Below are 15,849 nucleotides of genomic sequence, written 5' to 3'. Positions count from 1 at the left end.
ATGCTCACTATTGCTGATAAAACATTTAGTTCGCGGTTATTTACTGGAACGGGTAAATATTCTCATCGTGATGTGATGACCGCATCGTTATTAGCTTCTGAATCACAATTGGTCACTATGGCTTTGAAACGGGTTGATTTAGTCCGTCAAGCGGACGATATTTTAGCACCTTTAATAGCGGCTGGAGTTAACCTATTACCTAATACCTCTGGGGCTAAAAATGCTCAAGAAGCGATATTTGCTGCCCAATTAGCACGCGAAGCATTGGGGACCAATTGGCTCAAGTTAGAAATTCATCCTGATCCCAAATACTTAATGCCCGATCCAATTGAAACATTAAAAGCGGCTGAGCAGTTAGTGAAACAAGGCTTTGTGGTATTGCCTTATTGTCATGCTGATCCAGTGTTATGTAAGCGTTTAGAAGATGTTGGTTGTGCGGCGGTGATGCCATTAGGATCGCCGATAGGTTCAAATAAAGGCTTAGTTTCTGGTGATTTTCTACAAATAATTATTGATCAAGCACAGATACCAGTAATTATAGATGCAGGAATTGGTGCTCCGTCTGATGCTGCAGCGGCAATGGAAATGGGAGCAGATGCGGTGTTAGTTAACACTGCTATTGCGACTGCTGTTGATCCGGTTGCGATGGGTGAAGCTTTTAAGTGGGCGGTTATTAGTGGTCGTATGGCTTATAACGCGGGATTAGCAGGTAAAATGAGTCATGCTGTAGCATCTAGTCCATTAACGGCTTTTCTCGATAGTGAATGCTAAGGAGCGAGAATGAGCTTTGTAAAGGTATGGCAGCAATTGGATTGGGATGATATTCGACTGTCGATTTATGCTAAAACGGCTGCTGATGTTGAACGTGCGCTGGCTAAACCGCAGTGTGATATTGATGATTTTAAAGCGTTAATCTCTCCCGCAGCAGAGCCTTATTTAGAGCAGATAGCGCAACAAGCAACGTTATTAACGCGGCAGCGGTTTGGTTATACGATACATTTTTATGTGCCATTATACCTCTCCAACCTGTGTGCTAATGCGTGTACTTATTGTGGTTTTTCAATGGAAAATCGCATTAAGCGACGTACATTAACTCCTGCTGATATTGAACGTGAATGTGTCGCAATTAAAGCACTTCAGTTTGACAGTGTGTTGTTGGTAACGGGTGAGCATCAAACTAAAGTGGATATGGAGTATTTTAGGCACACATTGCCTCAAATTAAATGCCACTTTAACCATGTTGCGATGGAAGTTCAGCCACTTGAACAACAGCAATATCGAGAGCTGAAAGGTTTAGGTTTAGATGCGGTGATGGTGTATCAAGAAACCTATCATGCTCGTACTTATGCTAAGCACCACTTACGCGGCAATAAAACCAATTTTGATTATCGGCTCGAAACGCCTGATCGTTTGGCACAAGCTGGTATTGATAAAATAGGCATAGGAGCGTTATTGGGAATGGAAGATTGGCGTACGGACAGTTTTTTTGTTGCGAGCCATCTGGCTTATCTTGAGCGCCAGTATTGGCAAAGTCGTTATTCGATTTCATTTCCACGTTTGCGACCCTGTACTGGCGGTATTGAGCCTAAATCAATAATGACTGATCGCCAGTTAGTGCAATTGATCTGTGCTTATCGGTTATTTAATCATGACGTTGAGTTGTCGTTATCCACTCGTGAATCAGCCCATTTTCGCGATAATGTCTTACCGTTAGGGGTTACAAGTATGTCAGCTGGCTCTAAAACGCAACCGGGCGGCTATGCCGATGACACGCCAGAGTTAGAGCAATTTGCAATCAGTGACGATCGCAGTGTGGCTGAGGTTGCAATGGCGGTGAAGCGACGAGGATTTGAGGTAGTATGGAAAGACTGGGATGCGGTTTACTCGGGGTAACCACATTAACAGGCCGTAATAAGCCAGCGCAAAGGTGATGCACTGGCTTTTTTATTATTAATCTGACGTTATTATTAGCGTTGTAATGGTGCTGTTGCTTGAGTTAACCATGCTAAATCATCACCGTCTAAGGCTGGACTAATAACCTCAAACACGGTGTGGTGGTAATGGTTAAGCCACGCGAGTTCGATATCTGTTAATAAGCTTAAATCAATTAAACGCTTATCAATCGGGGCGCGAGTCAGAGATTCAAATCCCATTACCGACATATCACCTTGGGTTGCCACTTCTACTACTGCTTCAAGGTTTTCAATGCGAATGCCAAATGCATCAGCGCGGTAATATCCAGGTTCATTAGACAGCACCATGCCAGGTAGTAATGCGACTGGATTATAGGCTTTAGCGATCCGTTGTGGCCCTTCGTGCACACTTAGAAAATGACCGACGCCGTGACCAGTACCGTGATCATAATCAAACCCATGCGCCCATAAATGTTGACGGGCTAACGCATCAAGTTGACTCCCTGTTGTACCTTTTGGAAAGCGTGCAGATGCTAAAGCTATGTGGCCTTTTAACACTAAAGTAAAGGCTTGCTTAACCTCTTCTCCTGGCTGACCAATGGCAATGGTACGAGTAATATCAGTAGTGCCATCTGGGTATTGGCCACCTGAGTCGACCAAGTACACGGTATCCATTTGCAGTTTACTTGGCTGTGGTTGGTTAAGGTGATTGTAGTGACACATTGCCGCATTACCTGCAGCGGCAGAGATAGTATCAAAACTTACATCACTACAACTTGGATCTAATTGACGGAATTGCCATAGTTGATCGGATAATTGGGCTTCATCAAGTAAATGACCTGCCGCAACTTGTGCATCAACCCATGCGAGGAATTTTGCCATTGCCACACCATCACGAATATGACACGCCTTTATCCCCGCCATTTCAGTCGCATTTTTGGTAGCTTTAGGTAGTAAGGTTGGATTTGCAGCTTCAATCAACTGTGCGCCAGCGTCTTGAAGTTGTTGCGCTGCCCATGCATTACTGTTTGCTGAGTCAAACTGTACACGTTTACCTGAAAGAGCGGCTAAACCTGCGGCAAGTTGCTCTGGCTCGCGGATATTTACCCCGTTACCTACATGGGTTGCAAAACCTTCAGGTAAGCGGTGGCTATCGATATAGAAATTAACTGATGCGTCGCTATGTATCACCGCAGCTGAAAGCAGAACGGGTAGACAATGGACATCATCACCACGAATATTGAGCAGCCAAGCAATGCTATCAAGCTGACTTAAAAAGGCAGCATCCGCTTTGTGTTTTTTAAGCAATGCCGCAATTTGTTCCCGCTTCTCTGTACTTGATTGACCGACATATTCTAAGCCCATCAATTGAGCATCAGACAATACAGGTGCTGGGCGGTCTAGCCATAGAACATCAATTGGGTTTTCGGTTACGCACACTAGGTCTAATTCACCATCAATAGTGGTGGTGGCATTTTTAAGCCATGCTGCACTGTGTAAGCGAGCGTCAATGGCAACTTTACTGCCCGCGGCTAAATTGTCTAATGCCCATTGTACTGGTGGTTGCTCTATAAGATGGCAGTATTGAAATACTTCCGCTGGTACTTGTTTACGCACTTGCACTACATATCGACCATCAACAAAAACAGCAGCATCATCACGAGTAATAATGGCAGCGCCAGCTGAGCCTGTGAATCCAGTTAACCAGTGTAGGCGTTCATTATGATCGGGAATGTATTCACCGAGAAACTCATCTTCGTGAGGGATCAATAATGCATCTAACTGATTTTCAGCGAGCCAGTGGCGGATTTGTTCAACACGTTGCGAAATTGCAGCTTGCATGTTTTCGTCCTTTAATTAAAGCATCATCTGAGTGATGACATAAACGGTGAACTTACAGAATATCAGCGAATATTAGGCTGAGTGAGTAAGTTGATGCGGTTACGTTAGCGTGTTTGGCGGTTGGCTTCAATTAGCTAATCGGTAATTGATTGGCATTTATTATATTTTCGAAGCGATCGTATTAACTGGAAATGGATAAGGGGTTATTATCATCATTGCAGATATTCCCAAAAGGAAAAATACTATTGAATATATACCATTTCTATTCATATCTCTAAAGCCGTAAACTTGGCGCGATCATCTTTTAGGAACCTCATATGACCTCGTCAACAACCTCTTCTACGGATACCAAACTCGTCACTTTGATGGTGGTTTTGGTTTTATTTAGCCCATTGGCTATTGATATTTATTTACCTGCTTTCCCTGCTATTGCTGATAGTTTCGGGGTTAATGCTATACGTGTACAAGATACCGTGACATGGTTTATGTTCAGCCTTGGTTTAGGACAATTATTGGCAGGGCCATTAGCGGATCGCTTTGGTCGGCGTCCGATTGCGTTAGCCGGTATTGTTATTTATGGTTTTAGCGCTTTGATGGCGTATTTAGCCTCCAATTTAGACATGTTATTAACCGCCCGTTTATTACAAGGGTTTGGTGCTTGTGCGACATCTGTTGCCGCATTCTCTGCGGTGCGTGATAGTTTTGGTGCTGAAAAAAGTGGTCGTATGATCAGTTATCTAAATGGTGCAATCTGTTTTATTCCCGCTTTAGCACCGTTATTAGGTACCTGGTTAACCCATCAATTTGGTTGGCGCTCAAATTTTAGTTTTATGGCGGGCTTTGCACTCGTTGCTGGGCTGTTCATTATGACAATGTTTAAAGAAACCCGTCCTACGAATACTCATGTGAGTGGCTCAACCTTAAGTTTAAGCCGTTATTGGTCGGTATTACGTGAGCCAACCTTTTTATACCATGCGAGTCTGTGCATGTTAGCAATGGCGGTTATTTTAGCCTATGTGACCTCCGCTCCTATATGGTTGATGAGTCATCTTGGGGCAGATATGAGCCAATTTACACTATGGTTTGGTATTAATGCGGCGTTAAATATTATGGCTTGTATGATCGCTCCGAAATTTATGGATCGATTCGGTACTCGTGGCACATTACAAACGGGGCTGATTATTTTAGCTGTTGCTGGTGGATTAATGCTGGCTCTGAGTTCGATTAATCAAGCATGGGCGTTTATGGTGCCTATTTTTATCTGTTCATTTGGGTTTGCGTTTGTATTGGGATCATCGGCAGGTAAAGCGTTAGCACCGTTTGGTGATCGCGCTGGTACAGCTGCGGCTTTGTTAGGTTTATTTCAGATGAGTGGCGCTGGAGTGATGGTAAGTTTAACTCAACGTTTAGATCTGACAACACCAATGCTGATGACATTACAGATGTGGTTATTGATTCCCGGATTATTTGTTTTATGGTCAAAATGGGGTAAAGGCTGGTATCAAGCTCCAGTAACGAACGAATAACGCCATTGCTAGTTTGAGAGAACAATAGCAATTATTGAGCCTGTTAGTTATCAGCTGACAGGCTTTTTATATGGAGAATGATAATGAGCATCACCAAGTAATATCGCTGAACTGGACATTTATTCAGTCTCCACTTAGCCTTACAACAGCAATGGATTTGTGGTTTTTGTAGAGTATTTGTTATGACGGAATGGTTAAGTAGCGGCATGATCTCGTTGTTAGCAGCAATGTCTGGTGCGACAGTGGCGAGTGTTATTACCACGCTATGGTTAAAGGGACGTTTTGAACAAACATTGCAATTACATCAGCAGCAAGCAGAAGCTGAGATACGATTATTGCAATTACGTGAGCAGCAATTACAACAGCAGTTAAACGATCGAAATCAAGAACTCGAACAGATGGATGATGAGCGTGATCGCCTAACCCATGAAATTCGACAGCTACATGGTAATTTATCGGCTGCGATTGAAAAAATGCGTCATTTTGAGGCTCTTCAAAATGAAAAACAGTATTTATTTGAGCAATTAGATAACTCTCGAATGATTAATGCAGGGCTTGAAGCTGATCTGCGTGAGCAAGATGCGCGTCACTTTGAAGAACAAAAATCGGCCGAAGAAAAAATTCAGATATTAGAAAATGCTGAAGAACGATTACGCGTCCAATTTGAAAGCCTTGCTAATAAATTGTTTGAGCATAAAACCCGCAGTGTCGATGAGCAGAATAAAATCAGTCTTCAGAGTTTATTAATGCCATTGAAAGAGCAGTTGGAAGGCTTTAAAAAACAAGTTAATGATAACTTCACACAAGAATCCCGCGAACGCCATACTTTGGTTCATCAAATTAATCACCTTAAACAACTCAACGAGCAGATGGCTCAGGAAGCTATCAACCTGACGCTAGCCCTTAAAGGTGATAATAAAGCTCAAGGTAATTGGGGAGAAGTGGTACTTGCACGGGTATTAACTGAATCTGGTTTACGTGAAGGGCATGAATATCAAACCCAAGTCAGCCTTGAAAATGAGCATGGCAAACGCTATCAGCCGGATGTGGTCGTACATTTACCGCAGCAAAAGGATGTGGTTGTTGATGCAAAAATGTCATTAGTGGCTTATGAACGGTTCTTTAATGCTGAAACTATAGCGGAACGAGAGCTGGCAATGGGGGAACATATTGCTTCAATGCGCGCGCATATGCGAGGCTTAAGTCGTAAAGATTACCATCAGCTGCATGGCGTTCAAAGTTTGGATTATGTGTTGATGTTTATTCCGGTTGAACCTGCTTTTCAAGCTGCGATTGCCGCTGATCCTAAGCTCATTCGCGATGCGATGGATCTTAATATCATGTTGGTCAGCCCGACGACTTTGCTGGTGGCACTGCGAACGATTAATAATTTATGGCGTAACGAACGTCAAAACCAAAACGCTAAAGAAATTGCAGAGCGAGCAGGAAAGCTTTATGACAAATTACGCTTATTTGTGACTGATATGGAAGGATTAGGCTCATCATTAGATAAAGCCAGCCAAAGTTACCATGGTGCCATGAATAAGTTAGTCAGTGGGCGGGGAAATATTATTCGCCAAGCTGAAAGCTTTAAGTTGCTTGGAGTCGAAGTGAAACGAGATATTAGCCCGCAATTAGTTGAAAAATCACAGTCACAGTTGCATGATGCGAGAGGTTTTTCACCTATACCTTCAACAACGGAATCTGATTTGTAGTGCTTAAGGGGTAAACCACTTTGAGCAAACGACAACCATCAAGTACACTAAGCCAGTTGAATAAATGAATTTAATCCTCGGTCGCTATTTTGTTGTCATGATGAAATGAGCGCGAGGACACATAATGGATTGAGCATGACGGACACCACACAAGACACGACCCACTTTGGCTTTCGTACCGTGGCCAAAGAGGAAAAAGCAACCATGGTTGCTGAAGTATTCCATTCAGTAGCGGCAAAGTACGACATTATGAATGATTTAATGTCGATGGGTATTCATCGCGTATGGAAACGCTTTACGATTGACTGCAGTGGTGTGCGCCGTGGCCAGCGAGTACTTGATTTAGGTGGTGGTACCGGTGACTTAACCGCTAAATTTTCGCGTATGGTGGGTGATAGTGGTCAGGTTATTCTGGCTGATATCAATAACTCAATGCTAAAAGTTGGTCGGAGTAAATTGCGTGATAATGGCATTGTAGGTAATGTCGGTTACGTACAAGCTAATGCAGAAGAACTGCCTTTTCCTGATAATTATTTTGATTGTATTACAATCAGTTTCTGCTTACGTAACGTTACCGATAAAGAACAAGCTTTACGTTCGATGTACCGCGTATTAAAACCGGGTGGTCGATTATTAGTGTTAGAGTTCTCTAAGCCAATTTTAGAACCTTTATCTAAAATATATGATGCTTACTCGTTCCATTTATTGCCTAAGATCGGTGAGATTATTGCTCATGATAGTGAAAGTTACCGCTATTTAGCAGAATCTATTCGCATGCACCCAGATCAAGAAACATTAAAAGGAATGATGGACGATGCTGGGTTTGATCAGACGACTTATTATAATTTAACTGGCGGTATTGTTGCTTTGCACCGTGGTTATAAGTTCTGAGGTTCCCTATGCCAATAGATGCATTTGTTACTGGCGCAGTAGAAACGGCGCTTAATCAGTTAGTAAAAGATGATGTTGATAGTCAACGTCGTTTATCACGCTTGCGCGGTAAAGTGATCAGCGTGATTCTGAATGAATTTGGCAAAACGTTATATTTTATTTTTAGCCAGCAAATTGATGTACTAGCGGTTTATGAAGGGGATGTCGATTGTCAACTGGCGTTAAATGTAACCGCATTACCTGAATTACGCCAACAAGCTAATGTGACTCAGCTAATTAAAGCCGACAAGTTATCTCTTGAAGGTGATTTACAATTAGCGCAGCATTTTTCAAGTTTGCTAAGCGGTTTAAAGCCCGATATTGAAGAAAAATTATCTCATTACAGTGGTGATGTTGTGGCTCATACTGTTGTTAGTGGGGTGAAATCGAGTGGTCAGTTTATTCAGCAACGGTTACTTAAGCGCCAGTTAAATTTAGCTCAAACACTAACGGAAGAGTGGAAATTATTTCCACAACCATTAGAAATAGCTTATTTTGCTGATCAAGTTGATGACTTGAAATCAGATGTTGCCTGTTTTGAGGCCCGATTAAATCAGTTACTTGAGCGATCATAGCCATGATGACTATTCGTGAATTTAAACGTCTTTACCGTATTATTGAAGTGCAATTACGTTATGGTTTGGATGATTTTATTCCGCAAGACCCACGTTCAGCATTACCGAAAAAATTACGTAAGTCGTTATTTTGGATTAAAAATGAGTACCCTGATACGCCTTTAGGGGAGCGATTGCGGTTAGCATTACAAGAACTGGGTCCGGTATGGATCAAGTTTGGGCAAATGATGTCGACTCGACGTGATTTGTTTCCGCCACATATCGCCGATCAATTAGCGTTATTACAAGATCAAGTGGCACCTTTTGATGGTCAGTTAGCAAAACGTACGATTGAAGCGTCACTAGGCGGTCCGATTGAACAATGGTTTGATGATTTTGATGAGGTTGCGTTAGCTTCTGCTTCCATTGCACAAGTCCATACCGCAACCATGAAAGAAAATGGTCGTGAAATTGTATTTAAAGTTATTCGACCTGATATTCGTCCTATTATTGAAGCTGATATTAAGCTGATGTACAGGATGGCCGAGATAGTTTCTCGGTTACAACCAGAAGCGCGTCGATTACGTCCGGTTGAAGTGGTAAGGGAATATGAAAAAACCTTACTTGATGAACTTGATTTAATGCGTGAAGCGGCAAACGGGATTCAACTTCGACGTAATTTTGAAGGTGATGATACTTTGTATGTGCCAGAAGTTTTCACTGATTATAGCAGTGTTAACCTACTGGTCATGGAGCGTATCTATGGTATTCAGGTATCGAATCTTGAAGCATTAAAAGCGAATGGCACCAATTTAAAATTATTATCAGAAAATGCAGTAAATATATTTTTTACGCAGGTATTCCGTGATAGTTTCTTTCACGCCGATATGCACCCTGGGAATATTTTTGTTTCCTATGAGCACCCACATGATCCACAATGGATAGCATTGGACTGTGGTATCGTCGGTACGCTTAATCGCGAAGACAAACGTTATTTGGCTGAAAATTTACTGGCTTTCTTTAATCGAGATTACCGTAAAGTGGCTGAATTGCATGTTGATTCAGGTTGGGTACCCGCAGATACCAATATTGACGCGTTTGAAGTTGCTATTCGTACCGTGTGTGAGCCCATATTTGAAAAGCCGTTATGTGAAATATCATTTGGGCATGTATTGTTGAATTTATTCAATACTGCACGTCGATTTAATATGGAAGTGCAGCCGCAATTAGTGTTGTTACAAAAGACATTGCTTTATGTTGAAGGTCTTGGACGACAGCTGTATCCACAACTTGATTTATGGGCAACAGCAAAACCTTTTTTAGAAGATTGGATGTCACGTCAAGTTGGCCCACAAGCCATTATTGATGCAGTAAAGAGTAAAGCGCCATTTTGGGCTGAAAAGTTACCAGAATTGCCTGAATTACTTTACGACAGTTTGCGCCAAGGCAAGGTTATGAATCAACGACTCGATACACTCTATGATAATTTCATGGATAGTCGGCGTAACCAAGGTAAGGCAAGATTTTATTTTGGTATTGGTGCCACCATGATGGTGTGTGCTGCCATACTTTTCGGTGATCATGTTACCTCCTATCCTACTATTGCAGTTGGAGCAGGCGCGGTATTTTGGTTGCTGGGATGGCGAGCCTGTCGAAAATAATCGATTTGGGTTTCGCCTATACTTATAGTTGCGTGTAACAACGCACTCCGTTATTAACCACATAAAGCTGAGGTAAAATAAGCATGGGTGGTATCAGTATCTGGCAATTATTAATTATTGCACTGATCATTGTTCTGTTGTTCGGAACTAAGAAGTTACGCACATTAGGTGGCGACTTAGGTTCTGCTGTTAAGGGTTTCAAAAAAGCAATTGGTGATGAAGATTCATCTGCACCTGCTGCTAAAAAAGAAACCACTGATGCAGATTTTGAGCAAAAGAAAATTACGGATGAGCAGCAAGCAGCTGATCAGACTAAAACGAGTCAAAAAGACAAAGAGCAGGTTTAAGACGTGTTTGATATCGGGTTCTGGGAGTTAGTGCTGATCTCCGTGGTGGGATTAGTAGTACTGGGGCCGGAACGTCTACCCGTTGCGATACGTACCGTATCGCAGTGGATAGGTGCAGCCCGTAATATGGCAAACTCAGTCAAAGATGAATTGACTCAGGAACTGAAAATTCAGGAACTGCAAGCCAATTTAAAAAAAGCTGAGCAAATGGGAATGAAGGACATCGCACCTGAATTGCAAGATTCGGTTGATGAACTTAAAAAAGTCGCATCTGATGTGCAACGTCCCTATGCTGATAAAAGCGAGCAACCCTCAGCAACGACTTCTAATAAGCAGGAATAAATTACATCACTATGTCGACTGTCGAAGATTCGCAGCCGTTATTCAGCCATTTACTTGAGCTGCGTACACGGATTCTGCGCTCTCTCATCAGCGTGCTGGTGGTTTTTGTCTGTATCGTTTGGTTTTCGAAAGACATTTATGCGTTTGTAGCAGCACCTTTGGTTGAGCGTATGCCAATCGGTGCCACTATGATCGCAACCGATGTTGCATCACCATTCTTTACACCGATAAAACTCACTTTAGTTACCGCTGTTTTTATTGCTGTACCAATGATTTTGTATCAACTGTGGGCTTTTGTAGCACCAGGTTTATACAAGCATGAACGTAAGCTTATTATGCCATTACTGGTTTCCAGCTCATTGCTGTTTTATGCCGGTGTTGCGTTTGCTTATTTCGTTGTGTTTCCATTGGTGTTTAAGTTTTTTACCAGCGTCGCTCCGCAAGGGGTTGAAGTTGCAACAGATATTTCAAGTTATCTCGATTTTGTATTATCGCTATTTATGGCGTTTGGTATTGCATTTGAGATCCCTGTCGCGATTATTCTGTTGTGTTGGACCGGTGCTACCGATCCTGAAACGTTACGCAGTAAACGCCCATATATTATTGTGGCCGCGTTTGTGGTTGGTATGTTGTTAACACCGCCTGATATTTTATCTCAGACTCTGTTAGCGGTGCCGATGTGCTTGTTGTTTGAAGTCGGTTTATTCTTCTCACGTTTTTACATTCGTAAAGATGATGAAGACGAATATGACGATGAAAACGAACCGCAAGACGTAAAGAGCATTAGCAAAGAATAGGGATTTATCCCCTGTGATGATGAAAAAAACCGACATTAGTGTCGGTTTTTTTATGTCTGTAATAATGCGATTATCACATGGTCAGTCAATTCGAGGCTCGATATACTGCTAATTATGATCGTTCATTAATCGATGGAAAAATAAATGATAGATATTGGCGTTAACCTTACCAATAGTCGATTTGATAAAGATCGTACCGAGGTTATTACACGCGCTCAAGCCGTTGGCGTAAAAGGATTGGTCATTACTGGTACCAGTATTGAGGAAAGTCTTGCTGCTCAGAAAATTGCGGAGCAGTGGCCAAATTATTGTTATAGCACTGCTGGTGTTCATCCCCACGATGCAGCCTCAGTAACTGATTTAGCCTTGCCACAACTTCGCGCTTTAGCACAATTACCGCAAGTGGTAGCAATTGGCGAATGTGGACTGGATTTTAATCGTGATTTTTCACCCCGTCCGCAACAAGAGGCGGTGTTTGAAGCCCAATTAGCGTTAGCCGCAGAGCTTAACTTACCCGTATTTATGCATTGTCGTGATGCTCATGAGCGGTTTTTAGCGATTCTAAAACCATGGCGCGATAAATTACCTGCAGCGGTTGTGCATTGCTTTACCGGTTCACAGCAAGAGTTAGCTGATTGTTTAGCGCTTGATTTACATATTGGTATTACGGGGTGGATCTGTGATGAGCGCCGTGGCACTGAGTTGCGTCAAATAGTGAAACATATTCCGAGTCAGCGATTGATGATTGAAACTGATAGTCCGTATTTATTACCGCGAGATTATCGTCCTAAGCCAAAATCTAGCCGTAATGAACCGTTGTATTTGCCGCATATCGCAGCGGTTATTGGTGAATGCCGTGGTGAAAATGCTACGCAGGTTGTCAATAATTCTTACCAAGTTAGCCAAGCTTTTTTTGCAATTTGATGCCACCTTGGTGGTGTGAGTGATACTATCAATATTCATTAATCTGTAAGGAGTTTACCGTGTCAGTATCTATTCAAGGTGCGTTTCCTGGACGTCGTATGCGTCGAGTTCGTAAGCATGATTTTAGTCGTCGTTTGATGGCGGAAAACCAGTTATCAGTTAATGATCTTATTTATCCGATGTTTGTACTTGAAGGTACCAATCGCCGTGAAAGTGTGGCTTCAATGCCGGGTATTGAGCGTTTATCAATTGATTTATTGTTAGAAGAAGCAGCGTATATCGCCAGTCTCGGTGTGCCTGCAATTGCATTATTTCCTGTGGTATCACAACCGTTTAAATCTGAATTAGCAGAAGAAGCGTATAACGTTGATGGTTTAGTACAAACAGCGGTTCGTGCATTAAAAGCGCATGTACCAGAGCTGGGTGTGATCACTGATGTCGCTTTAGATCCGTTCACGGTTCATGGTCAAGATGGCATCATTGATGATGAAGGTTATGTACTTAATGACATCACTACTGATATTTTGATCAAACAAGCGTTATCTCACGCAGAGGCTGGGGCTGACGTTGTTGCACCTTCCGATATGATGGATGGCCGTATTGGTGCAATCCGTGAAGCATTAGAACAAGCGGGTCATATTAATACGCAAATTATGGCTTACTCAGCGAAATATGCGTCAAATTACTATGGCCCGTTTCGTGATGCAGTAGGGTCAAGCAGTAATCTTAAAGGCGGTGATAAGAAAACCTACCAAATGGATCCTGCTAACAGCGATGAAGCCTTGCATGAAGTGGCAATGGATATCAGCGAAGGTGCTGATATGGTGATGGTAAAACCAGGGATGCCTTATCTTGATGTGGTACGCCGCGTGAAATCGGAACTACAAGTACCGACCTATGCTTACCAAGTGTCTGGTGAGTATGCGATGCACATGGCGGCATTCCAAAATGGTTGGCTTAAAGAGCGTGAAACCGTGATGGAATCACTAATGTGCTTTAAACGTGCAGGTGCTGATGGTGTGTTGACCTATTTCGCTAAAACTGTAGCGGAATGGTTGGCGGCAGAAGGCGCTGAACGAGGGTTAAACTTGAAAAAATAACGTTTATTGAGCGTGATAAAGCGAGCTGAGGCTCGCTTTTTTTATGGCAAATTTCCGCTACGGTTTTACATTACGATTGATCGGATTTTGCAATGAAATTAAGGTTTCTGTTGATTGAACCTCTTCAATGGCTTGCAGTTTATTAATCAGTACATGCTGCAATTCTTCTATTGAATGACACATCAATTTAACGAAAATATTGTAAGCCCCTGTGGTGTAATAAGCTTCGACCACTTCATCTAATTGATTGAGTTTTTCAAGCGCAGAATGATAATCACGTGCGGCATAAAGATTGATACCAATAAAACAACATACGTCATAGCCTAATAATTTAGGGTTAACTATTACTTCTGTGCCAGTAATAATTTGAGAAGTACGCATTTTTTCAACCCTAACATGCACTGTAGCAGGACTAACGTTGAAGCGTTTTGCCATTTCAGCGTAGGGAACTCGCGCATCTGTCATTAGCGCATTAAGAATGTCGCGATCTAAATCATCGATGCGAACAGCTATATTCATCATAATTCCTTTTCAGCAAGGTAAGTTATTCGCATGCTGCGAGCTGGCGTTATCTTATCCTTATGTTAGGTTGTGATACCAGAGCCAAGCTTGATTTGTAGTGCTATAATTCGCCGCCTAAAGCTTCTATCTCCAATAATGGGTGAGATAGATATTGTTTGATATCGGAGAATGCAGTGCAACTAGCCTTACTTTGTGAAGTTCCTCAACGTCAGTCTGAATTAGATCAACTTGCCGCCCGCTGGGGATTGACGCATGATGAGCACAGCTGCTTTGCGTTAGTGTTAACCGCTAACCAATTAGAACTGCGTAAGTTAGATGAGCCTAAACTTGGTGCTGTATTTGTTGATTTAGCCAGTGGTGCAGTCGCGCACCGACGTAAATTTGGTGGTGGGCGCGGACAGGCGATCGCTAAAGCGGTAGGGCTAAAAAATGGCTTAACACCAACGGTATTAGATGCAACAGCAGGCTTAGGGCGGGATGCTTTTGTATTAGCATCATTAGGTTGTAAAGTGCAATTGGTTGAACGACATCCGGTTGTGGCAGCGTTACTTGATGATGGTTTAGCTCGTGCTAAAGCTGATCCTGAAATTGGTCACTGGGTTAGTGAGCGGATGCAGTTATTACATGCTTCAAGTCAAGATGCATTGTTGCAACTGGCTGCGGATAAAGATTTTGTCGCGCCAGAAGTGATTTATTTAGATCCAATGTATCCGCATAAAAAGAAATCAGCGTTAGTTAAAAAAGAGATGCGGGTATTTCAAACCTTGGTTGGTGCTGATTTAGATGCTGATGAACTGTTTGCTCCAGCATATGCATTAGCGACAAAACGAATAGTGGTTAAACGTCCTGATTATGCTGAATTTTTAGCAAATGCGAAGCCTTCGATGGCGATTGAGACAAAGAAAAACCGGTTTGATATTTATGTGAAAGCGGGTATGAAAAAGAATGATGAACCACAGTAAAACAATTTACAAATTTAGTGTTTAAGTGCACACTCAAAAGATATAGTTACGAATAGTTATCGTTTCATATTGCAAGGCAAATTAGCTGAGTGGGGGTGTGTTGATGGTAAAATCTTTGTGTAAGTATCGTCGTGCTGAAATAGCCGATCAATTTGCAATGATCACTAAGATAGTCAGTGAACCCACGTTTATTTGCGCGAGTTGTACCCGTGTCGCGAGTGATCAACGTTATTTATGTAAGCCAAGCCGTTTAATAAATACTACTGCATCAATAGCACCACCGAGTACGCCTGTTATGGCATTGGCAGCCTCGGTATCATCCCTTTCTAAACCAATAGCAACTGGGGTTGAGATGGTAACCGTTGTTAAACAAGCTGAGGTGCTTGAAGATCCAAATAGATTGTTAGAACAAACGGAAAAGCTTAAAAAATTAGCCAAGAAAAAAAACAAGCTCTTAAAAAAAGCGGCTAAAGCGGCAAAGAAATTTGATAAGCAATTACGTAAAACAAAACAAACACTTGGGCTAACATTCTGATGTAACATTAACAGTATAATAAACACCAATAAAAAAGCCTCCCTAATGGGAGGCTTTTTTATTGGTGTTTATTAGTCAGCGTGTTTAATTAAAACAGCCATCATTACGCCAACAATCACCGATACCATAATACCTGAAACAATAAGCCAAGGAAGCATATCCATAACAGTTATCCAAAT

General features: G+C 42.1%; 16 protein-coding genes. 14 read left to right on the top strand and 2 right to left on the bottom strand.

All coding sequences use genetic code 11. The features are described from left to right. Together OC457_RS13675 and thiH are read left to right on the top strand one after the other, a co-directional pair. On the top strand, window positions 1-771 hold the full coding sequence (locus OC457_RS13675; RefSeq protein WP_080175507.1) for a thiazole synthase: 771 nt from the start codon (window positions 1-3) through the stop codon (window positions 769-771). A 9-nt stretch (window positions 772-780) separates the two neighbouring features. Continuing rightward, window positions 781-1,893, top strand: a complete 1,113-nt coding sequence (thiH, locus tag OC457_RS13670; protein ID WP_080175506.1) for a 2-iminoacetate synthase ThiH — start codon at window positions 781-783, stop codon at window positions 1,891-1,893. A 74-nt stretch (window positions 1,894-1,967) separates the two neighbouring features. Here thiH and OC457_RS13665 read toward each other — a convergent pair whose 3' ends face one another. Further along, the gene (locus OC457_RS13665) at window positions 1,968-3,755 is read right to left on the bottom strand and encodes an aminopeptidase P family protein (RefSeq protein WP_080175505.1); all 1,788 of its coding nucleotides are present in this window, start codon (window positions 3,753-3,755) and stop codon (window positions 1,968-1,970) included. Window positions 3,756-4,072: 317 nt separating this feature from the next. Here OC457_RS13665 and OC457_RS13660 point away from each other — a divergent pair, with 317 nt between their 5' ends. From OC457_RS13660 to hemB, 10 genes are all read left to right on the top strand, one after another. Then, window positions 4,073-5,281 (top strand): multidrug effflux MFS transporter, encoded by a 1,209-nt coding sequence (locus OC457_RS13660; protein ID WP_080175504.1) that lies wholly within the window; start codon window positions 4,073-4,075, stop codon window positions 5,279-5,281. 182 nt (window positions 5,282-5,463) lie between these two features. Beyond that, window positions 5,464-6,996 carry a DNA recombination protein RmuC gene (gene rmuC / locus OC457_RS13655; RefSeq protein WP_080175503.1) on the top strand — a complete coding sequence of 511 codons (1,533 nt, stop codon included), beginning with the start codon at window positions 5,464-5,466 and terminating at the stop codon, window positions 6,994-6,996. Window positions 6,997-7,131: 135 nt separating this feature from the next. Next, window positions 7,132-7,887 (top strand): bifunctional demethylmenaquinone methyltransferase/2-methoxy-6-polyprenyl-1,4-benzoquinol methylase UbiE, encoded by a 756-nt coding sequence (gene ubiE / locus OC457_RS13650; protein ID WP_080175502.1) that lies wholly within the window; start codon window positions 7,132-7,134, stop codon window positions 7,885-7,887. 8 nt (window positions 7,888-7,895) lie between these two features. Then, window positions 7,896-8,501 carry a ubiquinone biosynthesis accessory factor UbiJ gene (locus OC457_RS13645; RefSeq protein ID WP_080175501.1) on the top strand — a complete coding sequence of 202 codons (606 nt, stop codon included), beginning with the start codon at window positions 7,896-7,898 and terminating at the stop codon, window positions 8,499-8,501. A 2-nt stretch (window positions 8,502-8,503) separates the two neighbouring features. Next, window positions 8,504-10,141 (top strand): ubiquinone biosynthesis regulatory protein kinase UbiB, encoded by a 1,638-nt coding sequence (gene ubiB, locus OC457_RS13640; RefSeq protein WP_210436097.1) that lies wholly within the window; start codon window positions 8,504-8,506, stop codon window positions 10,139-10,141. Window positions 10,142-10,224: 83 nt separating this feature from the next. Further along, window positions 10,225-10,488, top strand: coding sequence for a Sec-independent protein translocase subunit TatA (tatA, locus tag OC457_RS13635; RefSeq protein ID WP_080175500.1), 264 nt, complete (start codon window positions 10,225-10,227; stop codon window positions 10,486-10,488). A 3-nt stretch (window positions 10,489-10,491) separates the two neighbouring features. Next, window positions 10,492-10,830, top strand: a complete 339-nt coding sequence (gene tatB, locus OC457_RS13630) for a Sec-independent protein translocase protein TatB (protein ID WP_080175499.1) — start codon at window positions 10,492-10,494, stop codon at window positions 10,828-10,830. Window positions 10,831-10,841: 11 nt separating this feature from the next. Further along, on the top strand, window positions 10,842-11,627 hold the full coding sequence (gene tatC, locus OC457_RS13625) for a twin-arginine translocase subunit TatC (RefSeq protein WP_080175498.1): 786 nt from the start codon (window positions 10,842-10,844) through the stop codon (window positions 11,625-11,627). A gap of 144 nt (window positions 11,628-11,771) precedes the next feature. Further along, window positions 11,772-12,551: a TatD family hydrolase gene (locus OC457_RS13620; RefSeq protein WP_080175497.1), complete on the top strand. Its 780-nt coding sequence runs from the start codon at window positions 11,772-11,774 to the stop codon at window positions 12,549-12,551. Between the two features lie 59 nt (window positions 12,552-12,610). Continuing rightward, on the top strand, window positions 12,611-13,651 hold the full coding sequence (gene hemB, locus OC457_RS13615; protein ID WP_080175496.1) for a porphobilinogen synthase: 1,041 nt from the start codon (window positions 12,611-12,613) through the stop codon (window positions 13,649-13,651). A 57-nt stretch (window positions 13,652-13,708) separates the two neighbouring features. Here hemB and asnC read toward each other — a convergent pair whose 3' ends face one another. After that, the gene (gene asnC, locus OC457_RS13610; RefSeq protein ID WP_080175495.1) at window positions 13,709-14,170 is read right to left on the bottom strand and encodes a transcriptional regulator AsnC; all 462 of its coding nucleotides are present in this window, start codon (window positions 14,168-14,170) and stop codon (window positions 13,709-13,711) included. Window positions 14,171-14,346: 176 nt separating this feature from the next. Between asnC and OC457_RS13605 the strand changes: the two genes are divergently transcribed. Together OC457_RS13605 and OC457_RS13600 are read left to right on the top strand one after the other, a co-directional pair. Continuing rightward, entirely contained in the window at window positions 14,347-15,135 is a 789-nt protein-coding gene (locus tag OC457_RS13605) for a class I SAM-dependent methyltransferase (RefSeq protein WP_080175494.1), read from the top strand. A gap of 103 nt (window positions 15,136-15,238) precedes the next feature. Continuing rightward, complete coding sequence (locus OC457_RS13600) at window positions 15,239-15,670, top strand: hypothetical protein (protein WP_080175493.1); 432 nt, start codon at window positions 15,239-15,241, stop codon at window positions 15,668-15,670. The last annotated feature ends 179 nt before the right edge of the window (window positions 15,671-15,849 follow it).

Source organism: Photobacterium toruni (genome assembly GCF_024529955.1).
Lineage (GTDB): Bacteria > Pseudomonadota > Gammaproteobacteria > Enterobacterales > Vibrionaceae > Photobacterium > Photobacterium toruni.
Note: the sequence above shows the minus strand (reverse complement) of the source record. Positions and strands in the feature narration are given on the sequence as shown.

Excerpts from the sequence above, each read along its gene's own strand:
- OC457_RS13675 (WP_080175507.1), top strand. The coding sequence starts at position 1 with ATGCTCACTATTGCTGATAAAACATTTAGTTCGCGGTTATTTACTGGA.
- thiH (WP_080175506.1), top strand. The coding sequence starts at position 781 with ATGAGCTTTGTAAAGGTATGGCAGCAATTGGATTGGGATGATATTCGA.
- OC457_RS13665 (WP_080175505.1), bottom strand. The coding sequence starts at position 3,755 with ATGCAAGCTGCAATTTCGCAACGTGTTGAACAAATCCGCCACTGGCTC.
- OC457_RS13660 (WP_080175504.1), top strand. The coding sequence starts at position 4,073 with ATGACCTCGTCAACAACCTCTTCTACGGATACCAAACTCGTCACTTTG.
- rmuC (WP_080175503.1), top strand. The coding sequence starts at position 5,464 with ATGACGGAATGGTTAAGTAGCGGCATGATCTCGTTGTTAGCAGCAATG.
- ubiE (WP_080175502.1), top strand. The coding sequence starts at position 7,132 with ATGACGGACACCACACAAGACACGACCCACTTTGGCTTTCGTACCGTG.
- OC457_RS13645 (WP_080175501.1), top strand. The coding sequence starts at position 7,896 with ATGCCAATAGATGCATTTGTTACTGGCGCAGTAGAAACGGCGCTTAAT.
- ubiB (WP_210436097.1), top strand. The coding sequence starts at position 8,504 with ATGATGACTATTCGTGAATTTAAACGTCTTTACCGTATTATTGAAGTG.
- tatA (WP_080175500.1), top strand. The coding sequence starts at position 10,225 with ATGGGTGGTATCAGTATCTGGCAATTATTAATTATTGCACTGATCATT.
- tatC (WP_080175498.1), top strand. The coding sequence starts at position 10,842 with ATGTCGACTGTCGAAGATTCGCAGCCGTTATTCAGCCATTTACTTGAG.
- OC457_RS13620 (WP_080175497.1), top strand. The coding sequence starts at position 11,772 with ATGATAGATATTGGCGTTAACCTTACCAATAGTCGATTTGATAAAGAT.
- asnC (WP_080175495.1), bottom strand. The coding sequence starts at position 14,170 with ATGAATATAGCTGTTCGCATCGATGATTTAGATCGCGACATTCTTAAT.
- OC457_RS13600 (WP_080175493.1), top strand. The coding sequence starts at position 15,239 with ATGGTAAAATCTTTGTGTAAGTATCGTCGTGCTGAAATAGCCGATCAA.